The organism is Staphylococcus pasteuri (assembly GCF_030547725.1).
GTDB classification, from domain to species: Bacteria; Bacillota; Bacilli; order Staphylococcales; family Staphylococcaceae; genus Staphylococcus; species Staphylococcus pasteuri.
On sequence record NZ_JAUOQO010000001.1, the window covers coordinates 310,645 to 337,619 of the forward strand.

General features: G+C 31.1%; 22 protein-coding genes. 12 read left to right on the plus strand and 10 right to left on the minus strand.

Going from position 1 to position 26,975, the window contains the following annotated elements; all coding sequences use genetic code 11:
• Window positions 1-3: 3 nt before the first annotated feature.
• The 5 genes from Q4528_RS01405 to Q4528_RS01425 all read right to left on the minus strand — a co-directional run bounded on the left by Q4528_RS01405 (window position 4) and on the right by Q4528_RS01425 (window position 5,302).
• Window positions 4-216 carry a hypothetical protein gene (locus Q4528_RS01405; RefSeq protein ID WP_017637240.1) on the minus strand — a complete coding sequence of 71 codons (213 nt, stop codon included), beginning with the start codon at window positions 214-216 and terminating at the stop codon, window positions 4-6.
• A gap of 23 nt (window positions 217-239) precedes the next feature.
• Window positions 240-1,247 (minus strand): ornithine carbamoyltransferase, encoded by a 1,008-nt coding sequence (gene argF / locus Q4528_RS01410; RefSeq protein WP_046466946.1) that lies wholly within the window; start codon window positions 1,245-1,247, stop codon window positions 240-242.
• Window positions 1,248-1,661: 414 nt separating this feature from the next.
• The gene (locus Q4528_RS01415; protein WP_029055914.1) at window positions 1,662-3,182 is read right to left on the minus strand and encodes a M4 family metallopeptidase; all 1,521 of its coding nucleotides are present in this window, start codon (window positions 3,180-3,182) and stop codon (window positions 1,662-1,664) included.
• A 160-nt stretch (window positions 3,183-3,342) separates the two neighbouring features.
• Window positions 3,343-3,906, minus strand: a complete 564-nt coding sequence (gene isaB / locus Q4528_RS01420) for an immunodominant staphylococcal antigen IsaB family protein (protein ID WP_046466945.1) — start codon at window positions 3,904-3,906, stop codon at window positions 3,343-3,345.
• A 160-nt stretch (window positions 3,907-4,066) separates the two neighbouring features.
• Entirely contained in the window at window positions 4,067-5,302 is a 1,236-nt protein-coding gene (locus Q4528_RS01425; protein WP_046466944.1) for an ArgE/DapE family deacylase, read from the minus strand.
• A 131-nt stretch (window positions 5,303-5,433) separates the two neighbouring features.
• On the opposite strand from Q4528_RS01425, the gene Q4528_RS01430 reads away from it, so the two are divergent.
• On the plus strand, window positions 5,434-5,964 hold the full coding sequence (locus Q4528_RS01430; RefSeq protein ID WP_244971514.1) for a hypothetical protein: 531 nt from the start codon (window positions 5,434-5,436) through the stop codon (window positions 5,962-5,964).
• A 285-nt stretch (window positions 5,965-6,249) separates the two neighbouring features.
• Here Q4528_RS01430 and Q4528_RS01435 read toward each other — a convergent pair whose 3' ends face one another.
• Window positions 6,250-9,111 (minus strand): YhgE/Pip domain-containing protein, encoded by a 2,862-nt coding sequence (locus Q4528_RS01435; RefSeq protein ID WP_046466943.1) that lies wholly within the window; start codon window positions 9,109-9,111, stop codon window positions 6,250-6,252.
• Between the two features lie 252 nt (window positions 9,112-9,363).
• On the opposite strand from Q4528_RS01435, the gene Q4528_RS01440 reads away from it, so the two are divergent.
• Window positions 9,364-11,421, plus strand: coding sequence for an amidase domain-containing protein (locus Q4528_RS01440; protein ID WP_046466942.1), 2,058 nt, complete (start codon window positions 9,364-9,366; stop codon window positions 11,419-11,421).
• 63 nt (window positions 11,422-11,484) lie between these two features.
• Here the strand turns inward: Q4528_RS01440 and Q4528_RS01445 are convergent, their stop codons facing one another.
• Window positions 11,485-13,503 carry a synaptonemal complex protein 1 gene (locus Q4528_RS01445; protein WP_046466941.1) on the minus strand — a complete coding sequence of 673 codons (2,019 nt, stop codon included), beginning with the start codon at window positions 13,501-13,503 and terminating at the stop codon, window positions 11,485-11,487.
• Between the two features lie 230 nt (window positions 13,504-13,733).
• On the opposite strand from Q4528_RS01445, the gene Q4528_RS01450 reads away from it, so the two are divergent.
• The 6 genes from Q4528_RS01450 to Q4528_RS01475 all read left to right on the plus strand — a co-directional run bounded on the left by Q4528_RS01450 (window position 13,734) and on the right by Q4528_RS01475 (window position 20,999).
• Window positions 13,734-14,162, plus strand: a complete 429-nt coding sequence (locus Q4528_RS01450) for an organic hydroperoxide resistance protein (RefSeq protein WP_017637249.1) — start codon at window positions 13,734-13,736, stop codon at window positions 14,160-14,162.
• Window positions 14,163-14,641: 479 nt separating this feature from the next.
• On the plus strand, window positions 14,642-17,356 hold the full coding sequence (locus Q4528_RS01455; protein WP_046466940.1) for an MMPL family transporter: 2,715 nt from the start codon (window positions 14,642-14,644) through the stop codon (window positions 17,354-17,356).
• Window positions 17,357-17,379: 23 nt separating this feature from the next.
• A complete protein-coding gene (locus Q4528_RS01460; RefSeq protein WP_046466939.1) occupies window positions 17,380-18,306 on the plus strand; it encodes a glycine betaine ABC transporter substrate-binding protein in 927 nt (308 codons plus the stop codon).
• Window positions 18,307-18,518: 212 nt separating this feature from the next.
• Window positions 18,519-19,109 (plus strand): TetR/AcrR family transcriptional regulator, encoded by a 591-nt coding sequence (locus tag Q4528_RS01465; protein WP_303520264.1) that lies wholly within the window; start codon window positions 18,519-18,521, stop codon window positions 19,107-19,109.
• Window positions 19,110-19,160: 51 nt separating this feature from the next.
• Window positions 19,161-19,718 carry a TetR/AcrR family transcriptional regulator gene (locus tag Q4528_RS01470; protein WP_017637253.1) on the plus strand — a complete coding sequence of 186 codons (558 nt, stop codon included), beginning with the start codon at window positions 19,161-19,163 and terminating at the stop codon, window positions 19,716-19,718.
• A gap of 87 nt (window positions 19,719-19,805) precedes the next feature.
• Complete coding sequence (locus Q4528_RS01475) at window positions 19,806-20,999, plus strand: MFS transporter (RefSeq protein WP_046466936.1); 1,194 nt, start codon at window positions 19,806-19,808, stop codon at window positions 20,997-20,999.
• 50 nt (window positions 21,000-21,049) lie between these two features.
• Here the strand turns inward: Q4528_RS01475 and Q4528_RS01480 are convergent, their stop codons facing one another.
• Complete coding sequence (locus Q4528_RS01480) at window positions 21,050-21,736, minus strand: flavin reductase family protein (protein WP_017637255.1); 687 nt, start codon at window positions 21,734-21,736, stop codon at window positions 21,050-21,052.
• A gap of 162 nt (window positions 21,737-21,898) precedes the next feature.
• Entirely contained in the window at window positions 21,899-23,074 is a 1,176-nt protein-coding gene (locus Q4528_RS01485) for an MFS transporter (RefSeq protein ID WP_303520268.1), read from the minus strand.
• A 249-nt stretch (window positions 23,075-23,323) separates the two neighbouring features.
• Here Q4528_RS01485 and Q4528_RS01490 point away from each other — a divergent pair, with 249 nt between their 5' ends.
• Together Q4528_RS01490 and Q4528_RS01495 are read left to right on the plus strand one after the other, a co-directional pair.
• On the plus strand, window positions 23,324-24,376 hold the full coding sequence (locus Q4528_RS01490) for an LLM class flavin-dependent oxidoreductase (protein WP_046466934.1): 1,053 nt from the start codon (window positions 23,324-23,326) through the stop codon (window positions 24,374-24,376).
• A 14-nt stretch (window positions 24,377-24,390) separates the two neighbouring features.
• The gene (locus Q4528_RS01495) at window positions 24,391-24,750 is read left to right on the plus strand and encodes a hypothetical protein (protein WP_046466933.1); all 360 of its coding nucleotides are present in this window, start codon (window positions 24,391-24,393) and stop codon (window positions 24,748-24,750) included.
• A 38-nt stretch (window positions 24,751-24,788) separates the two neighbouring features.
• On the opposite strand, the gene Q4528_RS01500 is transcribed toward Q4528_RS01495, so the two are convergent.
• Window positions 24,789-25,265 (minus strand): peptide-methionine (S)-S-oxide reductase, encoded by a 477-nt coding sequence (locus Q4528_RS01500; protein WP_046466932.1) that lies wholly within the window; start codon window positions 25,263-25,265, stop codon window positions 24,789-24,791.
• Window positions 25,266-25,486: 221 nt separating this feature from the next.
• Here Q4528_RS01500 and Q4528_RS01505 point away from each other — a divergent pair, with 221 nt between their 5' ends.
• Window positions 25,487-25,786 carry an LPXTG cell wall anchor domain-containing protein gene (locus Q4528_RS01505; protein WP_046466931.1) on the plus strand — a complete coding sequence of 100 codons (300 nt, stop codon included), beginning with the start codon at window positions 25,487-25,489 and terminating at the stop codon, window positions 25,784-25,786.
• Between the two features lie 292 nt (window positions 25,787-26,078).
• Window positions 26,079-26,963, plus strand: coding sequence for a trypsin-like serine peptidase (locus Q4528_RS01510; protein WP_029055898.1), 885 nt, complete (start codon window positions 26,079-26,081; stop codon window positions 26,961-26,963).
• Window positions 26,964-26,975 lie beyond the last annotated feature (12 nt).

Below are 26,975 nucleotides of genomic sequence, written 5' to 3' on the forward strand. Positions count from 1 at the left end.
TTTTTATTGATACTGAACCATTTTTTCTTCTTCTAATTTTTCAATAACATGATTAATAGTCTGTTCCTGTATTTCTGATTTAATATCTTCATGTATTTCATCTTTAATCATAGGATATAAATGATCAATAATTTGTTTACTTGCAATTTCACCTATCTCTATTTCATATTTTTGATAAAGAAACGATTTTAATTCTTTAGAGACTTCTATAATCATATATATCACCTCTTTTTAATGATTTATTTTAATCCTCCTAAAGTTAATGCCATTATTGCTTTAATTGAATGTAAACGATTCTCTGCTTGCTTAAAAATAATAGAATACGAACTATTAAATACTTCATCAGTAATCTCCATTTCAGAGAGTCCATATTTCTGATAAACTTCGTTACCTACTTTAGTTTGTGTATTATGGAAAGCTGGCAAACAATGTAGTACTTTTACATTCGGATTTTGAACTTTTTTAATTATTGACATGTTCACTTGATAAGGTTTTAACATTGCTACACGTTCTTCTATAACATTTTCAGGTTCTCCCATTGAAAACCAAACATCAGTATATAGAGCATCTGTTTGATATATTGTATTATCTACTTCACTACTTAATTGTATTGTCGCCCCAGTTTGTTGTGCGTATTCTTTAGCCATAGTCACTACTTTTTCTTGTGGTAATCGTGACTTAGGTGCAACAATGTTTATATTGACACCTAATAAAGCGCCTGTAACTAATAAATCACTAGCAACATTATTTTGAGCGTCACCCATAAAAGTCAACGTTTTTCCTTCCAATGTACCCCATTCCTCTTTTAAAGTCATGAAGTCAGCTAACATTTGAGTAGGATGCCATTCATTCGTTAATCCATTCCAAACTGGTACATTTGCATATCTTGCGAATGTTTCCACATCATCATGTTCATGCCCTCTAAATTCAATGCCATCATACATACTTCCCAATACTTTAGCAGTATCATAAATAGATTCTTTTTTACCTAAATGAATTTCATTTTGACCAAAATAATCAACATTCATTCCTAAATCATGTGCCGCTACACTGAAAGCAGCTCGAGTACGTGTTGATGGTTTTTCAAAAATAATAGCTATATTTTTATTTGGAAGTAATTGATGTGATTTATTATTTTTCTTTTCATCTTTTAATTGTCGTGCTTTTTCAATAATATAATTCAATTCTTCTTTAGGATAATCAGTCGATTTTAAAAAACATTTACCTTCAAAGTTAAATTCTCTCATGTCATCAACTCCTTGATAACATATTACAATAAAATTAATATAGATTCAATATAATGATTATTTATGCAAAATTAAAAAGCACTTTTCCCTTTGCTATTCTGATTATTTGCTATCTAATCGGAAGCAAAATACGTTTTCTATGTATATATGTTTTTGTAATATAAAACTATTTCATGATGTTTCTCATGAAACATTTTAAAAGTAAAAGACTAAGCAACAGTCATGTAATTATTTTTTCAAAAATATTTTTCTACAGTTCAAACTAGTTAATATAGTTATTTATATCTTCTTGGTTTCACTTTGAAATTAAGACTACTCGATGTCTACCGTAAGACAAACCTAAGTGTGACGTATATTAAAAAAGCCTTTCATTGTCTCATTCACAATGAAAAGCTTTTAACTAAATAAATATCATTAAACGCCGACATCTTCCCATGATTGATTTACTTTGTCTGCAGTGGATTTATCATATAAATCAAGTGCTGCTTGATGTAATGATTTTTTTGCATCTTCAAAATCAGAATTTGAAGAAAGATATTGTGTTAATGTTCGATAATAAATTTGTTCTGCTTTATCTTTACCAATACGTTTGATAGTTAAGTACGCAGCTTTGTTAGGTATACCAGAATTGGTATGTACTCCGCCATTATCTTCTTGAGTTTTTGAATAATGTTTCATATTAGATGGTTGATCATATTGTTCTGGTTTAGACATACTTCTAAGTGCATCACCTTTAACATTAGGTGTGTATATATCTTCACCTATTAAAAAGTTATCACTATCAATAAAGTATGCAAAGGTATCAGAAATACTTTCATTTAAGGCTCCCGGTTGATTTTCATATACTAAATCCGCTGTTTCTTGAGTGATTCCATGTGTAATTTCATGTGCTACAACATCTTTAGCACCAGAGAATGGTAAATAATTTTCATTATCGCCATCACCATAAATCATTTTGTCTCCAATCCATGCAGCATTATTTCGATTATCTTCATTTTCAAATTGGTTAACATGTGTCAGTGAATCGATAGTACTTCCTTTATCATCATAAGATTCTCGCCCAAATTTATTTTTATAATACTCGTAAACGTCTTTAGCATAGTCATTAGCGTCTACACCAGCTCGTTGGGACTGATTTACAAAGTTTTTATCCTTATCAGTCATTAGTTTCGAATCACCTGATTTATCATTATAGTCATAAGCTGAAATTTTACCTTGATGTGTCACATCTTGCAGTGCATAACCTTTCTTTTGACTATTGATATTAATTTTTTTGTTTTTATTTAGTACACTTTTGCCTGTACCTTTAGTAGCAGCATGTTGCATATTATTTAATTTATCAACGACCTCACCTGTTTGAGCATCTACTTGTATAGTCCAGTGAGATATTTTAGGGTATGTTGTTACGATTTCAATATTATAAACATATTTATTATGTTGACCACTAATTTGGATATTATTCTCTTTAACAACATTATCTTTAAAGTTTTTAGCTTTATTTGATGACATTGAAATAGATTCGAATGCTTTATTCAGAGCTTCGTTTTTATTAATTTCAATACTATTACTAGGCTTAATTTCACCACCACTCGTATTTCCGTTGATAAGAACTACTTTCCCTTTTGGATCTGTATGTATTTTAACTTCTCTATCAGGCACATATGTATTTTTAAACTTTGGCTGTAAAGTGTAATGGGTATAACCTAATTGGTCAGTTTTCACCTCAACAGTTTTGTAATGTTTATATTGTTTTTTCGCATTTTTATCATTAGGTAATACTTTTAATGCTTGGAATGCTTTATGTTTTTCTGTAATTTCTATTTTACTTTTAGTTGATGACTGTTCGATCTTAGCATCGGCATTTCCACTATAAATAGAACTGCTTAATGTTAATAATGAGATGCCTGAAATAGCAATTTTTGAAATTTTATTCATAGAACTCCTCCATTTATTCACAAAATTTATAATCTCCCCCAATAATATTTATATTTTTCAAAAAAGTAAATGCAAATTCCATAAAATACTTTGAATATTCTTTATAAAACACAATAAAAAAGACGTCATTTAATATATGACGTCTGTAAAAAATCTTATTTTATTTAATTTTTTTGATAGCTTTATCTTCTTTTATAGCTACTTTAGTTTTTTCATAACCAATTACTATACGGTCAATTTTACCTTTAGAAGAGTCAAACCATACTGTTTCACCTTTTTTATTAGGTTGGTAATAATAGATACCAGTATTATTGTTTTTACCATTATTTACTTTTTTCAAATCTTTACCATATGATTTTTGTAAATCAGTTAGCTTCAATTGTTTTTTCAATGGAATATCAACTAGTGAAGCCTTTTTAGTTTTTTTATCATATTGGCGGAATAATTGATCTGATTTAACAATATTTTTTGTTGAATTTGTTGATGCAATTTTTATACCATTAAATGTTACGTTTTGAGCTTTGATAGCATTTTTGAAGTTTTTATCTAATACGAATTTTGCATCGTAACCTGCGTCACCTTTATAAGTATAATATGCATTATGTTGTTGTGTAGTTGCTGCATGAGCAGTAGTATTTATAACTGGCGTCGCACTCGCTGATGCACTTAATAATGTTCCAAAAGCTAATGTAGACGCAATAATTGTTTTAGTCTTTTTATTCATGAGAGTACCTCACTTTCTTTATCTGTTACTATTTCTCTCAATGAGACTTCTAAATTATACGCTATCGGTCAAAGACATACAATTAAAAGCAATTGTTATTACATATTTGTAATATTCAAATTGTTGATGAACATAAAACACTTGTAAACATAATTAATTTTTAACATTCTTCTAAATATGTAGTTAGCAGTTGGATATAATAGTCTATGAATTTTAAATAATCCGCTTTATTCACACACTCGTCGATTTGATGAGGTCCTTTTCCTGGTCCAATCATTAAAAATGGAAAAGCATCTGTTTTACCTTTTAATAAATTAGATGCATCTGTAACTGCAACAGTTGGTGTAATCACTAATTCAGATTGATTGAAGTAATTTGTCGCTAACTGATGTCCTAATTTAAACAAGCGATTGTCTCCAGTAGTCACTACAGGATCCAAATCTAAATATATGTCGTGCGTTAATTTTGCTCCTTTATCATTTGCCATGTTGATATATTTTTCAAATAAAGCTTTAACTTTTTCATTATTGTATTCAGGAATCGTTCTAATATTATATTCAGCAGTTGCATAATCTGGAACTGAATTTACTTGAGTGCCACCTTTAATGATGCTATTTGTCATAACAAGACCTTGTATTCTAGTTTGCACTTCTTCTTTACTAACATAACTAGGTAACTGACTAGCCATTTGGTCGACCATATTACCATAGTTTAATGCTGTCCCTTTTATATTTTGAGTGATTTCTTCGTATTCTTTATTAATATTTTGAATAAATTCAATCAGTGGTGTGATCGCATTTTCTCCCATAAACGGTGTTGAGCTATGGCTTGAACGACCTTTAGATGTAATTCTAATATCCATAGAACCCTTATGTGCATATACAATACTAGGATATGATGGCTCGGCTATCACAAGTGCATCTACGTCATCCATATAACCTTTACGATATAATTGCTCTGATCCAGCTTGTTCCATTTCTTCTCCAGCAGTTGCTAATAATTTAATTGTTCCTTTAGGTAATTGGCCACTTTCTTTAATTTCTATCATTGCTATCACTAATGCTGCTAGCCCTGACTTCATATCAGCAGCACCTCTGCCGTATAAATAGCCATCTCGTTCTGTTAACTCAAACGGAGGCGATGTCCATTCCTCATGCTTTCCTTCATGTACAACATCCATGTGCCCTGAAACTGCAATTACTGGCTTTCCTGAGCCAATTGTTGCAATAAGATTTGCACGTTTATCTGATACTCTGTCTATTTCAGATTCAATATTATATTTGTTAAGACATTGCTGTAAATACAACGCTACCTCTAATTCATTATCATTAACTGTAGGAATAGATACAATATCTGATAAAATTTTTACTTTTTCTTCGTTAGTTAATACAGCCATAAATTTCACTTTCTTTCCTATCATATTTGAAGTCAATTAACATTCTTCATTAAAAATATAATTAAATGATATGTTCTTATTCAGAAAATTGATTATAATATAATTAATTATCATCGAAGTTAATGGAGGATATGCTTTTGAAAAAAATATTAGCAAGTATTGTCGTTTTAGCACTTGTAATAGCATTAGGATTTTCTGTTTTCGCAGCTTTAACTCATCAAAATAAATCATCACATCACAAAACAAATCATCAAACTGAAGACAAAGATAAAAAGAAAGACTCTAAAGATAAAAAACAAACAACTACTAAACAGCAGGAGCCTGTTCAAACTGAGCCTTCATCGTCTCAACAACCAAGTAATACACGCTCTAATAGTTCAGCTAGTCAACAAACGATTCAAAAATCAAATAAAAATAATAATCAAACGTCTCAAAATCAATCAACACAAGCCAAACAATCAACACAACCTGCACAATCTTCACAACGTAGTAGTAATCAACCAACTCGTTCACAACAACCATCAGCATCTAAGAAACAAAATCAATCTAATACGAGTACAGAAACTCCTAAAGCTAACAATGGACAAACTACTAACCAAAATGCGAATCACTCATCGCAGAATAACAGTAGTAATTCAAATAAACAGAACAAATCAGAATAAAATAAGAAATAGGGTTAGGTCATTCTCACACAGGCTCAATGAGCTGAATGTCTAATCCTTTTTTGTTTTGATTTTAATTAAATCTCACTTCAATCTTTCCACTTAGCGCTAACTATTTCATCAAAATCATCACTTATTATCTTCATATCAATGAATTATATTAATATATTATAATATTATTTAAAAATGATTTTGTGTGCAAGTAACTTCTCTTAAGAAAATCACAAAAAAATTCTAGTACCAAGACATTAATTAACTGTCTTAAGTGCTAGAATCTAATTGTTATTATTCGGTTACATTACTTTCATCAACTTTAGCTGAGACTTTTCTCATTAGAGGATCAGTAATCGGTTTAAGTACTACACCTATAATTATAAACGCTAATCCAAATGCTGCTAAAATAATCACTTTTGTAATTAAAATTTCAGGCACAATACCTCCTACTGTTTCACGTAAAGCGTCAATAGCGTAAGTAAATGGCAAGTACGGTGATATCGTTTGGAAGAATTTAGGCGTTGTTTGAATTGGGAACGTTCCGCCACCGCCTGCAATTTGTAATACTAAGAAAATAATGGCAATTGCTTTACCTGGATTTCCTAATAACGATACACATGTATAGATAATTGAGTTAAATACTAACGAGCAGAACACTGCTATCGTTACGAATAATAATGGTGATTCAACAGCTGCTTTTAATATTACCAAATCTCCTATAGATACAATTAATGATTGAACAATACCTAATAAGAAGAAAAAGCCTGCTTTGCCCATGAAAATTTCGCGTGGTGTGAGTATCGGTTTCAATGATTCGTGTTTATTGTCTACTGATAATAAACTCACCATCAATAACCCACCTACCCATATAGATAATGCAGTGTAGAATGGCGTCATTCCTGATCCATAATCTTTAACTGGGAAGACATCTGTTGTCTTTTTATTAATTGGATGAGCAATGACATCAGCTTGTTTTTTCAAATCATTTTTTAGAGTATCGATTAAATTATCAACAGCGTCATCTTTATCCAATTGCTTGAAAATTTTATTTGCTTTTTTCAAGTCTTTTTCAACGCCTGGTAATTTATTTTCAGAGAAGTCAGCTAAGTTAGACAATGCTTCTTTAGCTCTAGGTTGATTTTTATCTAGTAGATTAACTGCATTATCATACCTACTGAACAATGATGGTAAATTATCATTTACTGATTGTGTTGCATTAGCTAAGCGTTGTTCTAATCCAGGCAATTCATTTCTCACAAAGTCTGCAGCCTTACCAACATCTTTTTTCACAGTTGGGAAATACGCTTGCGCTGTTTTCATGGCATTAATATATGCTTGTTCAATGCTAGGCAATACTGTTTGAATACGCTCAATTCGTTTTTGGCCGCTATCTAAAATACTTTGACCTGAATTGATCACTTGGTTAATTGAATTTAATTTAGATTGTACATTTGATAATGTTTGTTGTCCTTCAGATAATTGTGAAGTAATGTCATTTGAGATGTTTAATAAGTTTTGATTTAATTCTTTCTTAATATACGTACGGAATTGACTTAATGCACTATTTGTATCTTTGATATTTTTTAATACATTAACCGCTTCTGCTTTACCAGAACTTCCATTTGATAATGCATCGATTAATTGATTTGTAGTTCTTAATTGTTTGTTCAATTGATTGTTTGCAGATTTAATTTGTTTAATTTCTTTAGACAAATCAACATCTTCATTTTTCTCAAGTTCTGATAAGATATCGATAAATTGTTGATTATATTTTGTAGCATTTTCTAATCTTGATTTAATATTATCTAATGGTTCTTTAAACTCAGATGGCTTATCTGATGACAAAATACCATAAGATACATTTTTCAGCGCATCCATATCTTTTTGTGATGCGTTTGCTTGTACATCACTCATATTGGATAGTGATAATAACGATTCAGTCAATGCAGTATTCATTGATTTCACATCATTTGAAGTAACAAACTCATTAGAATTACTATTTTCATTATTACCAGATGTACTCAATGATTTCGTTTTAATATTTGAATTATAACTATGCCCTTCATCATGCTGTTTACCATGTGCACTCTGTTGACTTGTATTAGTTTGTTGTCGTAAGTCTTGGTTCACATTATTATTAGCATTTTGTGCTCGTCCAGCTGCGTCTTGGTAATCACCAACTCTATTTTGAACTTGAGTTAAAAATCCTTTAGCATCAGTCAATTGATCGTTTGCTTCATCAATACCTTGTCCTGCAATAGATACCCCTTTATTTATTTTAGGGAATTGTGCTGGTACATCATTCGCTGCAACATTCAAGACGCGTTCAATGTTAGGCATATAATTATTTAAAGCTAAAATTAATTTTGCCCTTTCGTTTAATGCAGGAATTGATGCATTGACTTGATTGAGTTTTTCTTGTGCATCTAAAATATCACCTTTATAATTACCAAGATTTCTAAATTGATTCGCATATTGATCAAGGTCATCCTGATGGTCATTTAAGTAGATAATTTTATCTTTAAATTTATTTATTTCTGGTAATGATTTATTAGCTGCGTACACTGCATTTTTAATTTTATTAATTGTAGGTACTTCGTCTTCAATTTTCAATCCTACTTTATTTGCTTCTGCAAGTAACGCTTTGGTCACAGTTTGGTTAAATTGTTCATTGGCTTTTTCTACTACCATCGAAGAACCTGTATCTGTTAGTTTTGCAGCTACAGCATTAATTTTTTGATTAACTTTGAAATCAACATCCGCCTTTTCAGGATGCTTTCTTAAAGTACCTGTAATTTGGTGTGTAAACTTACTTGGTATGTATATGCCTGCATAGTATTTCCCCATTTTTATTTCATGATCAGCTTTTTCTCGACTTACAAATTGCCAATCAAAGCTATCATTTTTCTTAAGGGTTTGTACCATTTTGTTACCGACGTTAATTTCTTTTCCTCTTACTTTGTCACCTTTATCTTCATTAACAATTGCCACTTTAATATGTCCAGTATTACCATACGGATCCCACATTGCCCACAAGTTAAACCAAGCATAAAATGAAGGTAATATAGCTAAACCTGCTAAAATCACCCAAACTGCCGGTGTCTTAGCAATTTTCTTTAAATCCGTTTTAAACAGTTTCAGTGCGTTTTTCATTGTCACACTCCTAAAAACAATTTATTAACTTTTCTACCTATTTTGTCACAGTCTTTATACTCATTTTATCAAATGTTATTTTACATTTTTCTAAAAACAATTTATTTTTCTTATAAAGGTTAGTATAATACATTTTGTTAGGTTATTATAATTCGTTGATATGTATCAACTATAAATGCCATAAATTAAATTATATCAAATTCAAGGTATATAGCACAATAATATTTAAATTTTCAAGGGAGCTTAATATAGATGTCTAAAGACAAATTCTTAATTTATTTACTTTCAACTACTTTAATCGTGCCATCTCTAACAACAGCACCCATAGCCCATGCTGAAGATGATCAAACACCTACACATTCGTCATCTTCACAACGCACTCAATCTCAAAGTAATGCTGATAAAAAGAGTGGTCAAGTTACTTCATCAACAAATGATAATAATGACGAAGAAGATAAAGACAAAGATCATGATACCTCTCAAAGTGATAAAGAAGCTAAAAATAAATCTTCACGACATGATTCTAAAAATAATCAATCAAAAGAAGAGAATCATTCATCACATCATTCTACACAAACATCTGTCACTGATGATAATTATAAAAAATCCCATCAGCCAACTAATGTTATCAATCAATTTTATGATGGATTATCTTTTTCACAATCTGATTTCAATCGTTTGTGGTCACCAGATAAATATGACAATAGTTTTAGTTTAACGACATTAATTCAAAATCTATTTCATTTTGACACTGATATTTCAGACTATGAACAACCAACTCGCGATGAAGAGAAAGATAATCAAAATTCCGATGATCAAGATACTAACGATGATGTAACGAGTGACGAAAGTAAAAGTAATTTAGATAACGCATCATCTAATAACAATTTAGAACAAGATGACAATAATCAAAACGATCAAACTACATCAAATGATGATCAAACAGATCATGATAACAATGATTCTCATAATGCAACACAAGAAACAAATGATGATGCATCTCAAAGCTCAAACACGAGCCATTCAAGTCAATCTAATACTAAAAATGACGATAATACTGATTCATCAAATCAAAGTATCTCAGATTCTGCAATTGATTCTATTTTAGATGAATATAGTGAAGATGCAACGAAGACACAAAACCAATATCAATCTTCTAAAAAGAAAGAAACTCGCGATGAGAATCATTCAGAAGAACAACAAAAAGACGATACACAACAAGATATCAAGAATCCTCAATTACCAACACCTGACGAATTAAAACACAAAACGAAACCAGCACAATCATTTGAAAGTGATTTTAAAAAGTCTAATACACGTTCAACTGGTCTATTCCAGCAATTACCAACATTACAAGATGGTCATTTAACAGATGGGGATATCAATGTTGTAGATAGTAAAAACACAAGAGACTTTATAAAATCTATCGCCAAAGACGCACATCAAATAGGCCAAAAAGAAGATATTTATGCTTCGGTTATGATGGCACAAGCAATCCTAGAATCTGACTCAGGTAACAGTGCGCTTGCCCAAAAACCTAACTTCAATTTATTTGGGATTAAAGGCGACTATCATGGTCAATCTGTTTCATTTAACACATTAGAAGCAGATAGCTCAAATAGTATGTATAATATAACAGCTGGATTCCGTAAATATCCTAATACCAAAGCTTCATTAGAAGATTATGCTAATTTAATTAAAGGTGGTATCGATGGTAATCCAACAATTTATAAACCGACATGGAAAAGTAAGGCATCTACATATCAGTCAGCAACATCACACTTATCACGCACGTATGCCACTGATCCAAATTATGCTAAAAAATTAAATAGTATTATTAAACATTATCATTTAACTGATTTTGATAAGAAAAAAATGCCAAGTTTAGATAAATATAACCATTCTATTAAAAATGACGATCAATCACAATCCAGTTTCAAACCATTCGAAGAAAGTCAAGGTAGCGCTGGCTATCCTCAAGGTCAGTGTACTTGGTATGTTGACCAACGTATGAAACAATTTAATGAATATATCCACAGTAATATGGGAGATGCTCATAATTGGAATAACCGTGCAGAAAAAGAAGGCTATCATGTATCATCAACACCTAAAAAGCACACTGCTGTTGTTTTTGAAGCTGGTCAATTAGGTGCAGACACGCAATATGGCCATGTTGCATTTGTAGAAAAAGTTAATTCAGATGGTTCAATTATTATTTCAGAATCTAATGTTAAAGGATTAGGTGTTATTTCATATAGAACAATTGATGCGAGTGACGCTTCACAACTTGATTATATTACTGGTAAATAATTTCAAACTATAAATAATGGACGAGACAATACTAAATTTGCCTCGTCCATTTTTATTTTGATGTTACTGTTGATGATGTTTTCGTTTATGTCTGCTTATCCAAATAAGACTTGCCCCGAATAATGCAACAACAATTGAAATTGGCATCCAGTGTTGTTTGATTGTTTGTCCTGCTTCTGGTAATGATAGATTACCGTCATCATTAAATAACCCTTCTAACAGACCATCTCCAGAACCTAGTGTCAATCCCTTTTCTGGTGTAGGTGTTGGTATATCTTCAATTCCATCCAATAAACTACGTCCTGAATTTAATTGATCCAATAAGCTTGAATTATTATTATTCGAATGTTGATTGATTCTATCAAAGATACTCGGTCTATCTTTAATAGGAGATATAATGTAATCTAAATCTTTCTTAGCACTATCAACTTTATGTTGTAATTGTAGTAAGTCATTTGCTTTACCGTTAATTGCAGATTTAATTAAGTCTAACGTACTCGCTTTATCGGTTTGAATACGATTAATGATGTCTGCCAACACTTGGGCTTTTCCTTGTTCAATACGAGTGGCTAATATCGTTTCAATGGCTTGTCTTTTATCTTTAGCATTATTTAATACGTCATTTAAGATATCATCTGCAGTGACGTTCCCTTGTTTATCAATTTGCTGTTTTAACTGATCTATAATTTGTTGATTATTTAAATTTCCATTTGCTAGTTGATTGGCGATACGTTCTGCTTCTTTGTCACCTAATCGGGTAGAAAGTAATTGTTTAATCAATTGTTGCTTATCTTTAGACTGGTCTAGCATTGATTTTAAAATGTTATCTGATGAAGTATGGGATAAGTTATCAAATTGTTTTGCAATTTGATTAGCGATTTGTTCATCTGATCGACCTTTGGTTTGTATTTTTTTCAGTGTTTGATTCGCTTCATTTTGGCTCATAACGTTATTTAATATCGCTTTAACTGATTTATTTTTGTCTTTAGAGTTATTGAGCTCATCAAGTATTAAATCACGTTGTTGATTTGTACGATTTTGAGTCTGACGAATATCTCGTTTCAATTCCTTTTTACTTTGAGTAGATAATTCACTTTGTTGATTAACATTATTTTCTAATTGCTTTAAGGCATCTTGTTTATTATTCAAATATTGACCATTATTTGCATGACTTTCAGCTAATTTTTTAGAAATATCATGATCAATTTTGTCGCTGCCTTCTAACTTTTTAGTAACATCATTCACTTTATCTTTAGCTTTATTATTAGTACTCTCTGAATTTGTATCTTTGATTAATTGTTGAACTTGAGATGATGTTTGATTTTCTTTATCTTCAACATTATTTTGCTTTTGCAAATTACTCTTCGTTTGTTCTTTATGATTGGATTGTACTTTCTTAGAATTGTTTGATGGTTCAACTTTTTCCAGTTGATCATTGTTGTTATCTTCTTCGCCATTTATTGTTGCATCTTGTTTGATTTTATCCAAATCATCGATGATATTGCCCTTTTTATCATCTGAATTCGTTTTATCAAGTTGTTGATTTTGTTCCTCGGTCACATCTTTATCATTATCGGAATAGGAATCTCCTTCACTTAGTTGACTATTATCAACTTTCGAGGATGAAATGTCTAAATCCTTTAACATTTTGTCTAAATTCTCTGTCACATCTTTATTATCATCAGTATTACTGGAATGATTTACTTGTGAATTTGATTTTTCATTCTCAGTACTCTTAGCAGTCTGTTTCTTTATTGTTTTTATTTTTGTATCTTCTTGCTTAGCATTTTTAATAATTTTGTCCAAATTAGTATTATCAGTCACGTCATCCAATTGTTCTAGATAATCTTGCTGTTTTTCTTCATTCAAATGGCTGAGTTGTTTAATGTCATGTTTAGCTTTTTTGATTTGACCTTGCAAACTTTCTTCTTTCGATTCAAGTGTGCTATAAGATGATGAATCCTTTGCTTGGACTTTCATATTATTTGTAAAACCATATCCAATCATTGAGCCACTGATTAAAAGCGCTGAACAAGATAGTTTCAAACATATGCTGACTTTATTTGTTTGTTTATCTTTCATGTTTTCAATCTCCTTTAGCCGATTAGCAATTTTAAATTTGTTTTTATTATATAACAAACTCCTATAAAATTACACTTTACATTTTAAATAGAAGGTATTTGATATCCTTATAAATTTTATCAAACAAATACGTTGTATTTCTATGTATATAGCTTTATAATTCAACCAAGCTAAATTAATTGGTTTTTGTATATAATTTAACTTAATTAAATTTAAAAGGAGTTTTTCAGATGGCAGAGTCAATTTATTCTACTACTATTATTAGTAATGGTGGTCGAGATGGTCGTGTATTTAGCCCGGACAATACTTTCGTACAAAATTTAGCGACGCCTAAAGAAATGGGTGGTCAAGGCGGTAACGACACTAACCCTGAACAATTATTCGCTGCAGGATATAGTGCTTGTTTTAACAGTGCTTTGTCTTTAATTCTATCTCGTAACAAAGTCAACGATGCAAATCCTGAAGTAGAAATAACGATTGAATTAGTTAAAGATTCTACGGATAACGGTTTTAAATTAGCTGCAGACATTCAAGTTACTTTAGAGAATGTATCTCAAGAAGAAGCAGAACAATATGTTGAACAAGCTCATCAATTCTGCCCATATTCTAAAGCAACACGTGGAAATATTGATGTTTCGTTAAAAGCAATTGCTCAATAATAGTAGATAATTTTTAATTACCCCTATGATTTCATTAATATATATTAAATATCTTGAAAGTGGTGGAGAATGAATGATTCTCCCCACTTTTTTTAATATTTTATGATCTTATTCAAAATATAATGGTAAACAAGTACATCCCTATCCCAATTTTCAACAGTTATATTCAAAAACATCCTATTTCACTAATTATTTATATAAATTAAGGGAATAAGGTACAACAAGCTCTATAATTAATTCCCTATTCAATGAGAACAACAACGTTACAGCTAACATTATCAATTAATTTTCCAACAATTTTTGCAATCTGTTTCATTTTTCAACGCCTTAAAAAAATTAATGGTGTTTCATATAGTTGAATCTTGTTAAATTGATAAATGTAACTTTTACACACCATAGATTTCACTCAATTAAATTGAGCTTAACTTCATATGTACGACATAAGTTTACTAATAAAAAAACAAATAGGAGGAAATGTCTTGGCAAAACTTTTATACAAATTAGGCAAATTTATCGCTGAGCACAAATGGTTAAGCATTATTTCATGGCTTATCATTCTTGGCGTAATTATCATACCACTATTGATAAGCTCCCCAAAATTCGATAGTGATATCACTATGAATGGACTTAAATCATTAGACACAAATGACAAAATGTCTAAAGAATTCCATCAAGATAGTGAGAAGGCATCGATGAAAATTGTGATTCATTCTGATAAAAAGAATGGCATCACTGATAAAAATACTAAAAAAGACATAGAAAAAGCTTTAGATAATATTAAACAAGACGATGATTACGTACAAAATGTAAGTAATCCATATGAAACAAATCAAGTAAATGATGATAAAGATACTGCTATTGCAACAGTAAACTATGTTGTAAATCAAACATCATTACAAGATTCTTCTAAAAAAATTATCAATCGAGAAATGAAAGATGTTAAAGATGACCACAATGTTCAAATAGAACAAACAACTGGAAGCTCAATGAATTCTGAAATTGGTGGTAATTCAGAACTTGTTGGTATCATCACAGCATTTATTATTTTATTAATTACATTTGGCTCATTAATCGCTGCAGGTATGCCGATTGTAAGTGCCTTAATCGGTTTAGCTTCAAGTGTGGGAATCATTTCATTACTAACTAATGTATTTGACATTCCAAACTTCACATTGACGCTAGCAGTAATGATTGGTTTGGCAGTTGGTATCGACTACTCCTTATTTATTTTATTTAGATATAAAGAAATTAGGAAAAAAGGTACACCTCCTGTTGAATCCATCGCTTTAGCAGTTGGAACAGCCGGAAGCGCCGTTATCTTTGCCGGATTAACAGTAATGATTGCTGTCTGTGGATTATCATTAGTAGGTATTGACTTCTTAGCAGTTATGGGATTCTCTTCTGCACTTAGTGTTTTATTTGCTGTATTAGCAGCCTTAACACTATTACCTGCATTAATTAGTGTATTCCATAAACAAATTAAGATTAAAAACAAACCAGAAAATAATAAAGACCCTAAAGATCATAAATGGGCAAATTTCGTAGTTGGTAAACCTATAATTGCAATTATTATTAGTTTAATCATTTTAATTATCGCTATCATACCTGTATCCGGAATGAGATTAGGTATCCCAGATGATAGTCTTAAAGCTAATGATTCATCAGCACATAAAGCTTACAACTTAATCACAGATAACTTTGGTGCAGGCTATAATGGACAAATTGCAATGCTTGTTAACACTAAAGATGGAGGTAGCAAAAAATCTATCGAATCTGATTTAAACAGCATGAGAAAAGATATTAAAGACATGGATAATGTAGATACTGTGGAAAAACCACAATTAAATGATAATAATCATTATGCACTTATCCAAGTTATTCCAGAAGATGGTCCTAACGCTAAATCTACAAACGATTTAGTTTATGATTTACGTGATTACAATAAAGATGCTAAAGAAAAATACGATTTCAATTCTGAAATAACAGGTCAAAGTGTTATTAACATTGATATGTCAGAAAAACTTAACAACGCTATTCCAGTATTTGCAGGCGTTATCGTATTATTAGCCTTTGTATTATTAGTATTTGTCTTCCGTTCAATCCTTGTACCATTAAAAGCAGTACTTGGTTTCGTACTTTCATTAATGGCTACATTAGGTTTCACAACTTTAGTAATGCAAGATGGTTTCTTAGGTGGCTTATTCGGTGTCGAAAACACTGGACCAATATTAGCCTTCTTACCTGTTATAACAATAGGCTTACTCTTCGGTTTAGCTATCGACTATGAATTATTCTTAATGACACGTGTTCATGAAGAATATAGTAAGACTGGCGATAACGACCACTCTATTAGAGTAGGTATTAAAGAAAGTGGCCCAGTTATTGTTGCTGCAGCATTGATTATGTTCAGTGTGTTTATTGCTTTCGTTTTCCAAGATGATATGGCAATTAAATCAATGGGTATTTCTCTAGCATTCGGTGTTTTATTTGATGCATTTGTAGTACGAATGACATTAATTCCAGCATTAACAAAATTATTCGGTAAAGCTTCATGGTACATGCCTAAATGGTTGCGTAACATCCTCCCTGAATTAGATATCGAAGGTAAAGCATTAGAACAAGATTCAAATAGAGCTAATTCTCAAGCACATTATAATGAAGATGATTATAATGCTTATGCCGATGACCGTCGTCAAAGAGAAGATAGAAATAGTGTAAGCAACCAATATCGTTCAGATGAGCAACGTCGTTTCCATAATGAAAATGGACAACATTATAACGACAACCGTGATCATTCAACATATACTAGTGAATCACACTTATCTCGACTTTCTTCAAACGAACCTAATGATGATGTAGATTATGAATCTTTATATAACAAAGAAGGAAATGGACAATATGTTGGTAATCGCAGAAATGATGATTACAGACACTACGATAGTCCAAATAATTATGATAACCATAACACTTCGTACGCACGTCGTTCTCAATCAAATCAACAAAGCAATGAAGTACGTACGACTGAATTATTTAAAGATTTATCAAGTAAATCAAATGGTCAAGATGTGTTATTCCATGCTCTAATGTTATATGCAAGAGAAAATGATCACGATGTTTATAATCAATATAATCATCACTCTGATCAACAATCTCATGACGACACTCACCGTAATAACGATAGAGATAGATATTAATTTTTAATAGGAGGAAATGCTGAATGTTTAAAACAAGAAGTTTAAAACTTTTAGGCCTATTTGCCACTATTGCCTTAGCCATTGTGCTAAGTGCATGTGGTAACGGTGGCGGAAGTTCATCAAAAGAAAAAGACACATCACTTGGTAATAAAGAAATCGAATTACCTTACGTTGCTAGCGATAACTCTGCACCACGTACATTAGTCATTGCTGAAGTTTTAAAGAAAGCTGGTTATGATGTAACAACAACACCTGTTCAAGCAAGTGGCCCGTTATATGCTTCTGTAGCTGAAAATCCGGATTCATTCCATGCATCAGGTATTTTCCCATCTACAGATAAAAGCTATTATAATAAATTCAAAAGTAAATTATCAGTTTATGACAAAGAAAATCTTGTAGATGACGTTAAAGTTGGCTTGGCCGTACCAAAATACGAACAAGATATCGATTCTATTGCTGATCTTAAAGACAGTAAAAAATTCGATAAAGACATTCAAGGTACTGACGCAAGAAATGGCGTTATGAAACAAACTAAAAGTGAATTAGATGAAGATAATTTAGACGGCTATAGTCTTAAAGAATCTTCAGACCAAGATCAATTTAAAGCGATTCAAAAAGCTTATAAACAACAACAACCAATCCTATTTACAGCAATGGATTCAAGTTGGTTCTCTAAAGAATTAGATGTAAAAATGTTAAAAGATCCAGATAAAATCTATGGTAAAGAAGATCAACATATCAATTTAGTATTCAACAAAGAATTTAAAGAAAATCATCCAGCTGCGTATACAATTGCAACACGCATGTCAGACGACTGGAGCAAAAAAGATGAAGATCAATTAGCTAAGAAAATCTTCAAAGACCAAAAAAATCCAGAACAAGTTGCAAAAGATTATGTAGATGACCACGACAATAAAGTAGACGAATGGTTAGAAGGCATCGACCACTAATCTTAGCTACGAATTAATAACTCCGAGTAACAATCATGTAAAGGACTTGAGAATGAAGACATTCTCAAGTCCTTTTTTGTGTATTTAATTGAAGATAATTGTTTAGTTTATGTAAAAACCATTTATATTTGGTAAGATAAAATTATTCGTGATACATTACTAAATAAACATTGTTATTATTAATTAACATTATTACTTGAGGAGTCATAGTTATGCCAACATCAACACAAAAACGCATGATTAAACATATTAATCAAACTGCCTTTGAATTGTTACACCATAATCATTTTGATGAAATTACTGTACAAAAGATTTGTGAAGCAGCCGAAATTAACAGAAGTACATTTTATCGATATTTTCAAGATAAATATGATCTACTTCTACCACTTACAGAATTCTTAATGGAAGAAGAAGTAGTGAAGTATGATGGCCATAATGCTTCAACAGATGCGTTCCAACTGTTTATCCATTTTATTGATAGTAACAAACGCGTTTTTAAAAATTTATTAGTAGCTTCAAGACAAGAAGATGTATTTCGTCTGTTCACTCGATATGGTAGTGAAAAAATGATTGAAGAAGCACAAAACAATAATGACCCTCTTTCTAATAAAATTAATAATAGTAAATTCCCACAATTAATTGCTGATTTTTATAGTAGTGGTTTAATAGAAATTATTTGTCGGTGGGTTGAAAACGACTATAGTTATTCAGCTGATGAAATTTTAGAAGCTTTATATGATAGTTTGGATATCAATATCCCCTCTTGTTATAGCAGACAAACACAATTTGACAACCAAAATTGACAGTGTTAACTTTAACTAGAATGACTATTCTATTTTTAATGAGTGATGAAGATGTCCAAGAAGAAACAAGATTTATTAGAAGTAGCTGAACGATTATTTTATCAACACGGTTTCCATGGTGTTGGTCTCAAACAAATTATTCAAGAAGCTAATGTAGCCACAATGACACTTTATAATCATTTTGATTCAAAAGAAAAATTAGTAGAAGCTGTCCTTAAACAACGTGAATCACGTTATTGGCATTATTTAGAAGATGGTGTTAATCAATCTCCTCATCAACCTTTTATTTCAGCTGTTGATGCACATTGTAAATGGTTAGAAGACTATTCTTATACTGGAGATATGTTTATGAGAGCTATCGAAGATTATAGTGACAGTGATAGTAATATAGAATCTATCGCTCGTGGTCATAAAGAGCGTCTTTTAAACTTTCTTGAAAATTTAGCTACTCGATCTAACTTTAAAAATGGTCGTGATTTAGCGATTAGATATACTTTACTTATGGAAGGTACAACTTCTATGACAACACTATTAGGTGTAGATGAAGCGACAAAGCATGCACGTTATATTGCACATCTATTTATAGATGAAGCAACCAAATACAATTAATATTTGAGATTGATGTTTTCATCAATCTCTTTAATTTCAACCTAAAATAGAATGAACGTTCTATATAAAATAGGGAGTGATCATATAATGAATTTCTATAAACTTGTATTTCCAGGTATTGCCATGATTGCTACAATCTATGGTTTAGGTAGATTTAGTTTTGGCCTATTTCTCCCTGATATTTCTAAAGATTTACATTTAAGCGCTTCAAGTGCTGGAATTATATCATCTTTATTTTATTTATCTTATTGTTTTACCATCATCTATGCTACGTTAAGAACTGCAAAAACTGGTCCTAAATATATGATTATGTTAGCTAGCTTATTAGTTATTTTAGGTTTAATCACCATTAGCATAGCCTCCAATGCATTGTCGCTTTCTTTAGGTGTTATATTTGCTGGAGCGAGTTCGGGCCTTATCTCTCCACCTTATGGTTATGCTATTTCATTATGGATTAAATGGGAACAACAAGGTAAAGCTAACACATGGATTAATTCAGGTACGAGTATAGGTTTAGTGTTTACTGGAATAACTGCTATGTTAGTTTTTATAGATTGGCGTTCAGTATATTTAATTTATGGGATTATCGCCATTTTAATTACCGTATGGAACTTCTTTATTATTCCGTCTTTAAAACACAACATAAACATAAATCCAGGTTCTCTTAATATTCTAGATATAAGTGCCAGTAAAAGAATTATCTTTGCATCTACAATATTAGGTATTTCAACTGCACCATATTGGACCTTTTCAAAATCATATGTTCAAAATACTGATCACTACTCGCCTATCGCTTTATCTATATTTTGGATACTTATTGGTGTAGCTGGTGTATTAGGCGGTATTTCCGGTCGAATGATTGATCAATACGGACTTAAGTTCTCATATTTTTTAGGTGTCATTTTAATGGCAGCTGCATCTATTCTACTGGCATTAACACCTTTTATTTGGATAGTACCTTTCCTAGCTTCTTTACTTTTTGGAGCAAGTTATATATTTATTACAGGTGTATTGCTTGTTTGGGGAGTTAAATTGTTCGTTAAAAACGCTTCTCTTGGTATAGGAATTCCATTTTTAATGTTAGCAGTAGGACAAGTCATTGGTTCTGTTTTAGCAGGCCCTATTGTAGAAGAATTAGGTTATACATTCACCTTTGTAATATATGGCATTATTGGTTTAACACCAATCTTAATCTATCCAAAAGTTGAAGTTAAACCTCCGAAAATTAATATCGACGATGAATATACAAAACTACAAAAAGCAAATAAAGATTTACTATAGATATAAAAGAAAGCTCCTCAAAGCGAATTGAGGAGCTTTCTTTATTTATATTAATCTTCATTTTTATTATCGAAATTTCTTCCTTCTAGTCCTGCTAATTCTTCTTTAGATGCATGTGGTGCTTTCATCTCAAACACTTTATCTACAACAGTGTAATCATAATATCCTAAACGTGCAATTGGACGAATTGAAGGTATATCTAGCTTTCCATCTTCAGTAATCACTTTATCATCGATATGAACTTGAGCAACACGACCAATTACAATATCCACTGTAGATACCGGGTCACCAGTTGGTATACGAATAGTTTGAACATATTCACATTCAAAATGAACAGGAGATTCCTTAACTCTATATCCAGGTGCTTCAATACATTCTTCTTTAGTCACACCAGCATATTCAAATTCATCTTCTTCGGGTGCTAATGCTTTGGATGATAAATTAACAGCTTCTCTTAAATCATAAGTCGCCATATTCCAAACAAACCAACCTGTTTCTTCTGCATTTTTCACTGTATCTTTACGTTCGTGGTCTCCTAAAACAGATTGATTAGCGGCAAACATAACCATTGGCGGGTCCCATGTTAGATTCTGATATTGACTATAAGGTGCTAAATTATCTTTACCATCCTTAGAAACAGTTGATATCCATCCTATAGGTCTTGGTACTGTACTACTTTTAAATGGATCATGTGGTAATCCATGAGATTTAGTGCCTTGCTTTGGTGAATAATTCATTGTTCCTCACCCCTATTAAATATTTATATTTCTTCAAGCATACAATAACTTTATTGATAATTCTAATACTAAAAAACGATTTACTTATAGTCACATACTATAAATAAATCGTTTAAAAATAATTAATAACTATTAATCTAACTATATTCGCTTAACTTTTGTTTAATAAGCGTTAGCATCACTAGGCATAAATAATGATACGATAAATGCAACAAGACCTATACAAGCGATTGAAGCAAACATCATAAAGTAACTAGACAACTCACCAATATAAATCATTATTATTGGAGCAATGGCTGTTCCCATAAATAATATCACTGTATTTACAGATAAAAAGAATCCTTGGTTACGATTAACTGTAATTCCTACTTTTGAAATGACTGAAGGGATTGCAAAGGCAATACCAGCTACAAACGTAACGCTAAAAATAGTTATGCAAATAATGTTAGTAGTCATTCCCATAACTAAAAGTGAAATTGTACTTGTTAATAAAGCTAATGAGATCAATCGTTTGATACCTATACGACCGCTCAAACGTCCAGCTAATAATGATAGCAACATACCAATAACACCAAATAGTTTTACTAATGATGCTGTAGAAATGTCACCATTCAATTTATCAGATAGTATATATAAATTTAAAATAGCGTACATACTAATAAACATAATCAATAAAGTAAATGAAATGAATAAACAGTAAATAACTTTTAAATTATCTCGAAAGTCTTTGAAGTTATTAAAAAATTTAAGTAATTTAACATCAGTATTTCTGCGAGGACTTTCAGGTACAAATTGATAAATAACAAATACCAATAACAAATATAATACTGTTAAAGTAAAATACACCCAATGCCAATTTAAATGATGAACTATCATTTCACTTAAATTTTGTCCTAACACACCAGATAACATAAAACTTGTACTAATAAAGCTAATTGCTGTAACTCTCTTTTTAGCAGGGTAAGTTTCTGTGGTATAAGTAATGGCTACTGGAGAAAATGCAGCGGCAAATATTCCTTGTAACGCACGCATAACAAGTAATAATGTAAATGAATTTACAAAGCCAATAATAAAGCAAATCAATGTCAAACCACTTAATCCTATTAATATTGTTTTAATTCTCCCGTATTTATCAGAAATGGTTCCATAAAATAGACAGCTAATTGAATACATAATAGAGAAAATAACACCATTTAAAGTAGCAACAGATTGTGGAATATGAAATGAATGTGCAAATGCTGCAGTAAGCGGAAGTGCAGTATATAAACTTCCCATAACGATAATTCCTGAGAAAAAGAGAATTGTAGTTATAAGATTATAATGACATTGTTCTTCCATTTATCTTTATACTCCCTTCCTATTTTTTATTAACGTTACCTATTATTACACTTTAACTCATAAAACTAAAGAACCTATTTAATTTGCAAAAAATTTAAAATTTATAGCAAATTAAATATCACATTGATATACTCTGTAATTTGCTCATCTATCCCTTTTATAACTTGCAAACAATTCATATTGACTTTCATCACCCTAAGATATATAATATATCCAGTATAAAAAATATATTAAATGGAGGTGACCCATATGAAAGTAGAATTAGGTTTAACATCTTTTGCTGATAACACTGTTATTCACATGCCAGAAGGTTCAGAATTACCTATCTCAAACGCGGAAAGAATTAGAAATATCGTTGAAGAGATTCAGCTTGCTGATCAATTAGGATTAGATGTGTATGGTCTTGGAGAGCATCATAGAAAGGATTATGCAGTATCCGATCCTGTTACAGTATTAGCTGCAGCTGCTGCAAAAACATCTCACATTAAACTTTCCTCTGCCGTTACCGTATTATCGTCTGATGATCCAGTCAGAGTATACGAACGTTTTTCAACATTAGATGCCGTATCTAATGGTAGAGCTGAAGTAATGATTGGTAGAGGTTCATTTATCGAGTCATTTCCTTTATTTGGTTACAATTTAAATGACTATGAGGATTTATTTAATGAAAAGCTTCAAATGTTGCTAAAAATCAACAATCATGAAATGATAGATTGGGAAGGTAAATTACGACCTAGCATTGATAAGACAGGTATATATCCAAGAATAGAACATGGACAATTACCTATTTCAATTGCTACAGGAGGAACGCCTGAATCTTCTTTAAGAGCTGGTGCATTAGGTTTACCAATTACTTATGCTATTATTGGTGGTAATCCTAAACGTTTTACTCGCAACATTGAGATTTATAAATCTGTTGCTGAATCATATGGTCACAATCCTTCTGAACTGCCGATTTCAGTCCATTCTTGGGGCTATATTGCTGATACAGATGAACAAGCTAAACGTGAGTTCTTCCCGTCATTAAAAGCACATCAAGATATACTTGGTAGAGAACGCGGTTGGCCAACTTTTGATGAACAAGCCTTTGAAAGAGAAATTGGAAGCAATGGTGCGATATACTTAGGAAGTCCAGAGACTGTCGCACAAAAGATAATTGAAACTATAGAAACTCTAGGTCTTAATCGTTTTATGATTCATACACCAGTAGGATCAATGCCTCATGAAAAAACAATGCATTCAATTCATCTTTTTGGGGAAAAGGTTAAACCTATAGTAGATAAATATTTTAAAGATAAATAGGAGGAAATATTATTATGATATTACGTTATGCTACAAATTTAAAACTTGCTAAAGAATTATACGATGCATCAAAACCAAAATTACAAGGTGACCAAGGCATGATCGATACATTCTCAAATGTATTCGGATTACCAAAACAATCTGTTAAATTAGTTGGTGGTTTAGAAGCTGCAGCTGCAGGTTTATTCGCAGTTAGTTTCTTAAGTAAAACAGCTTCACGTTTAGGTTCATTAACTACTATTTCAGTATTAGGTGTAGCAACTTATAAACACTTTGAAGCTGGTCATGGTAAAAAAGGTGCACAACACGCATTAGACTTACTAGGATTAGCAACATTAAGTTTACTAGATACATTTGATGGTAAACGCAAATAATTTTGACCATAAAATAGACCACATCCTTGTGGTCTATTTTATTTATATTTATTTAACAAATGTAATGGAATATGACACATATGATGATCTTCAGGATAATGTTCTAATCTATCTTGATGTTCTAACGCACTTTTTACATAATTAGACAGAGGTAAGACTTCCACCTTTATTTTAAAACAATCTTCTCTTTGATTTATAAAGTCTTTCGCTTCTTGCAAATGTTGATCATCCTTACTATAAAAACCTGTTCTATATTTTTCACCTACATCATGCCCTTGTTTATTTACACTATATGGATCAATGACTTCAAATAAATACTCCATAATTTTATATATTGATAACACTTCAGGATCATAAGTTAATTTTACGCATTCTGCATATCCATCATAATTCCCATCTAATGTTTGAGTCTTTCCATTGGCTCTTCCAGCTTCTGTTGAAATAATGCCTGGTATTGTTTTAAAAAATGCTTGCACTCCCCATAGACATCCACCAGCCACATATACTGTTTCCATAATATTCACCTCTTTAGTTGAATTATACAAAAATAAATTAAAATCAAAAGTACTTATTAGTTCTCTCTATAACAAAATATTTATAAACAACTAATGCAAAGTGACAAAACTGTTATTCAATTGACACCTCATACATAGGTCTTTTAAAAGTTTAAATGATATCTTTAATTTAGATATTAAACAGCTTTATTCATTTACCATTTACTCAAGGGGAGATCTATTTGTTTCATCAATCTATCAAATATTTTATCAGTGCTATTGTTATTACTATACCTTTATTACTTAATTTCAACCAAAATGTTTTAGCTTCTACAAACGAAAATCCACATAAAAACCACATTTCACATCAGAAAGATAATACATATACACTTAAGACTACAAAAGAAAGACACGAGCAACATATGAAATTATTGCCAGAAACTGGTCAAAACAGAAAGCATACACCCATCCTAGGTTTGGTAGTGCTTTTAATATTAGGAATTACTTTTATCTTTATAAAACGAACTTCATCTAAAAAATAATATATTTTATATTAATTTCTCCTTTCTTAAACTTTCATAAATTAATCTTTTTTTCATATAAGTATCGATAAATACCAACTTCTTATAGTTTTTATCGATACTTTTTTCTATGGTTAAATCGAATTAACGACAATTAAATAATATTAAATTCTATTTAATTAAATAAAATAAAAAGAATTAGTTTCAAAACTTAAATGCCATAAATATTTTTAAAAAAATTATATATTTATATTGACTTAAAAATATCTGATGTTATATTTGAATCGTAAATAATTTTTTTGGAGGTTTTTATATGAAAGCAAAATTTTTCACAGCTAGTTCTTTGTTAATTGCCACTTTAACGTCCGCTACTCTTCTCAACTCAGCACAAGCCGACACTATGTCCACGCAACATCAAGATAATAACCAACAAGTTAAACAGAGCCAACACCAAAAGAAATCTAACATTCAGAACAAAGACAACATTAAACCTATCGAGAAAAAAGAAAGAGCAAATGTTATATTACCTAACAATAATAGACACCAAATTACAGATACGACTTTAGGACACTATGCACCAGTAACTTTCATTCAAGTCAAAACTAATGGCGGTACTGCAATTGCATCAGGTATCGTAGTTGGTAAAGATAAACTTTTAACAAATAAACATGTCGTCGATGCTACTAATGGTAATCCACAAAACCTAACTGCAGCCCCTTCCGCTATTAATGAAAATGACTTCCCTAATGGTAGCTTTACTGCTGAAAATATCACTAAATATCCTGGTAACGCTGATTTAGCTATCGTAAAGTTCTCTCCTAATCAAAACGGTGAAAATATTGGAGATGTTATTCAACCAGCAACAATAGACGGTAATGTAGATTCAGAAACTAACCAACCTATTACTGTAACTGGATATCCTGGTGACAAACCACTTGCTACTATGTGGGAAAGTAAAGGTAAAATCACTAAACTTCAAGGCGAAAATATGCAATATGATTTAAGTACTACTGGTGGTAATTCCGGTTCCCCAGTATTTAACTCAAGAAATGAACTTATCGGTATTCATTGGGGTGGCGTTTCTAATGCTTATAATGGTGCGGTTTACTTCAATGATGATGTATTAGATTTCTTAGAACAAAACATTCAAGATATTAACTTTGCAAATAATGACGATGGCAATGATGACGCCGCTTAATTTTAAAATATT

Coding starts and splice junctions, on each gene's coding strand:
- Q4528_RS01470 (WP_017637253.1), top strand. CDS start 19,161: ATGTCCAAGAAGAAACAAGATTTATTAGAAGTAGCTGAACGATTATTT.
- isaB (WP_046466945.1), bottom strand. CDS start 3,906: ATGAATAAAAAGACTAAAACAATTATTGCGTCTACATTAGCTTTTGGA.
- Q4528_RS01485 (WP_303520268.1), bottom strand. CDS start 23,074: ATGGAAGAACAATGTCATTATAATCTTATAACTACAATTCTCTTTTTC.
- Q4528_RS01490 (WP_046466934.1), top strand. CDS start 23,324: ATGAAAGTAGAATTAGGTTTAACATCTTTTGCTGATAACACTGTTATT.
- Q4528_RS01510 (WP_029055898.1), top strand. CDS start 26,079: ATGAAAGCAAAATTTTTCACAGCTAGTTCTTTGTTAATTGCCACTTTA.
- Q4528_RS01440 (WP_046466942.1), top strand. CDS start 9,364: ATGTCTAAAGACAAATTCTTAATTTATTTACTTTCAACTACTTTAATC.
- Q4528_RS01495 (WP_046466933.1), top strand. CDS start 24,391: ATGATATTACGTTATGCTACAAATTTAAAACTTGCTAAAGAATTATAC.
- Q4528_RS01425 (WP_046466944.1), bottom strand. CDS start 5,302: ATGGCTGTATTAACTAACGAAGAAAAAGTAAAAATTTTATCAGATATT.
- Q4528_RS01500 (WP_046466932.1), bottom strand. CDS start 25,265: ATGGAAACAGTATATGTGGCTGGTGGATGTCTATGGGGAGTGCAAGCA.
- Q4528_RS01465 (WP_303520264.1), top strand. CDS start 18,519: ATGCCAACATCAACACAAAAACGCATGATTAAACATATTAATCAAACT.
- Q4528_RS01445 (WP_046466941.1), bottom strand. CDS start 13,503: ATGAAAGATAAACAAACAAATAAAGTCAGCATATGTTTGAAACTATCT.
- Q4528_RS01405 (WP_017637240.1), bottom strand. CDS start 216: ATGATTATAGAAGTCTCTAAAGAATTAAAATCGTTTCTTTATCAAAAA.
- Q4528_RS01450 (WP_017637249.1), top strand. CDS start 13,734: ATGGCAGAGTCAATTTATTCTACTACTATTATTAGTAATGGTGGTCGA.
- Q4528_RS01475 (WP_046466936.1), top strand. CDS start 19,806: ATGAATTTCTATAAACTTGTATTTCCAGGTATTGCCATGATTGCTACA.
- argF (WP_046466946.1), bottom strand. CDS start 1,247: ATGAGAGAATTTAACTTTGAAGGTAAATGTTTTTTAAAATCGACTGAT.
- Q4528_RS01415 (WP_029055914.1), bottom strand. CDS start 3,182: ATGAATAAAATTTCAAAAATTGCTATTTCAGGCATCTCATTATTAACA.
- Q4528_RS01480 (WP_017637255.1), bottom strand. CDS start 21,736: ATGAATTATTCACCAAAGCAAGGCACTAAATCTCATGGATTACCACAT.
- Q4528_RS01435 (WP_046466943.1), bottom strand. CDS start 9,111: ATGAAAAACGCACTGAAACTGTTTAAAACGGATTTAAAGAAAATTGCT.
- Q4528_RS01430 (WP_244971514.1), top strand. CDS start 5,434: ATGCTTTTGAAAAAAATATTAGCAAGTATTGTCGTTTTAGCACTTGTA.
- Q4528_RS01460 (WP_046466939.1), top strand. CDS start 17,380: ATGTTTAAAACAAGAAGTTTAAAACTTTTAGGCCTATTTGCCACTATT.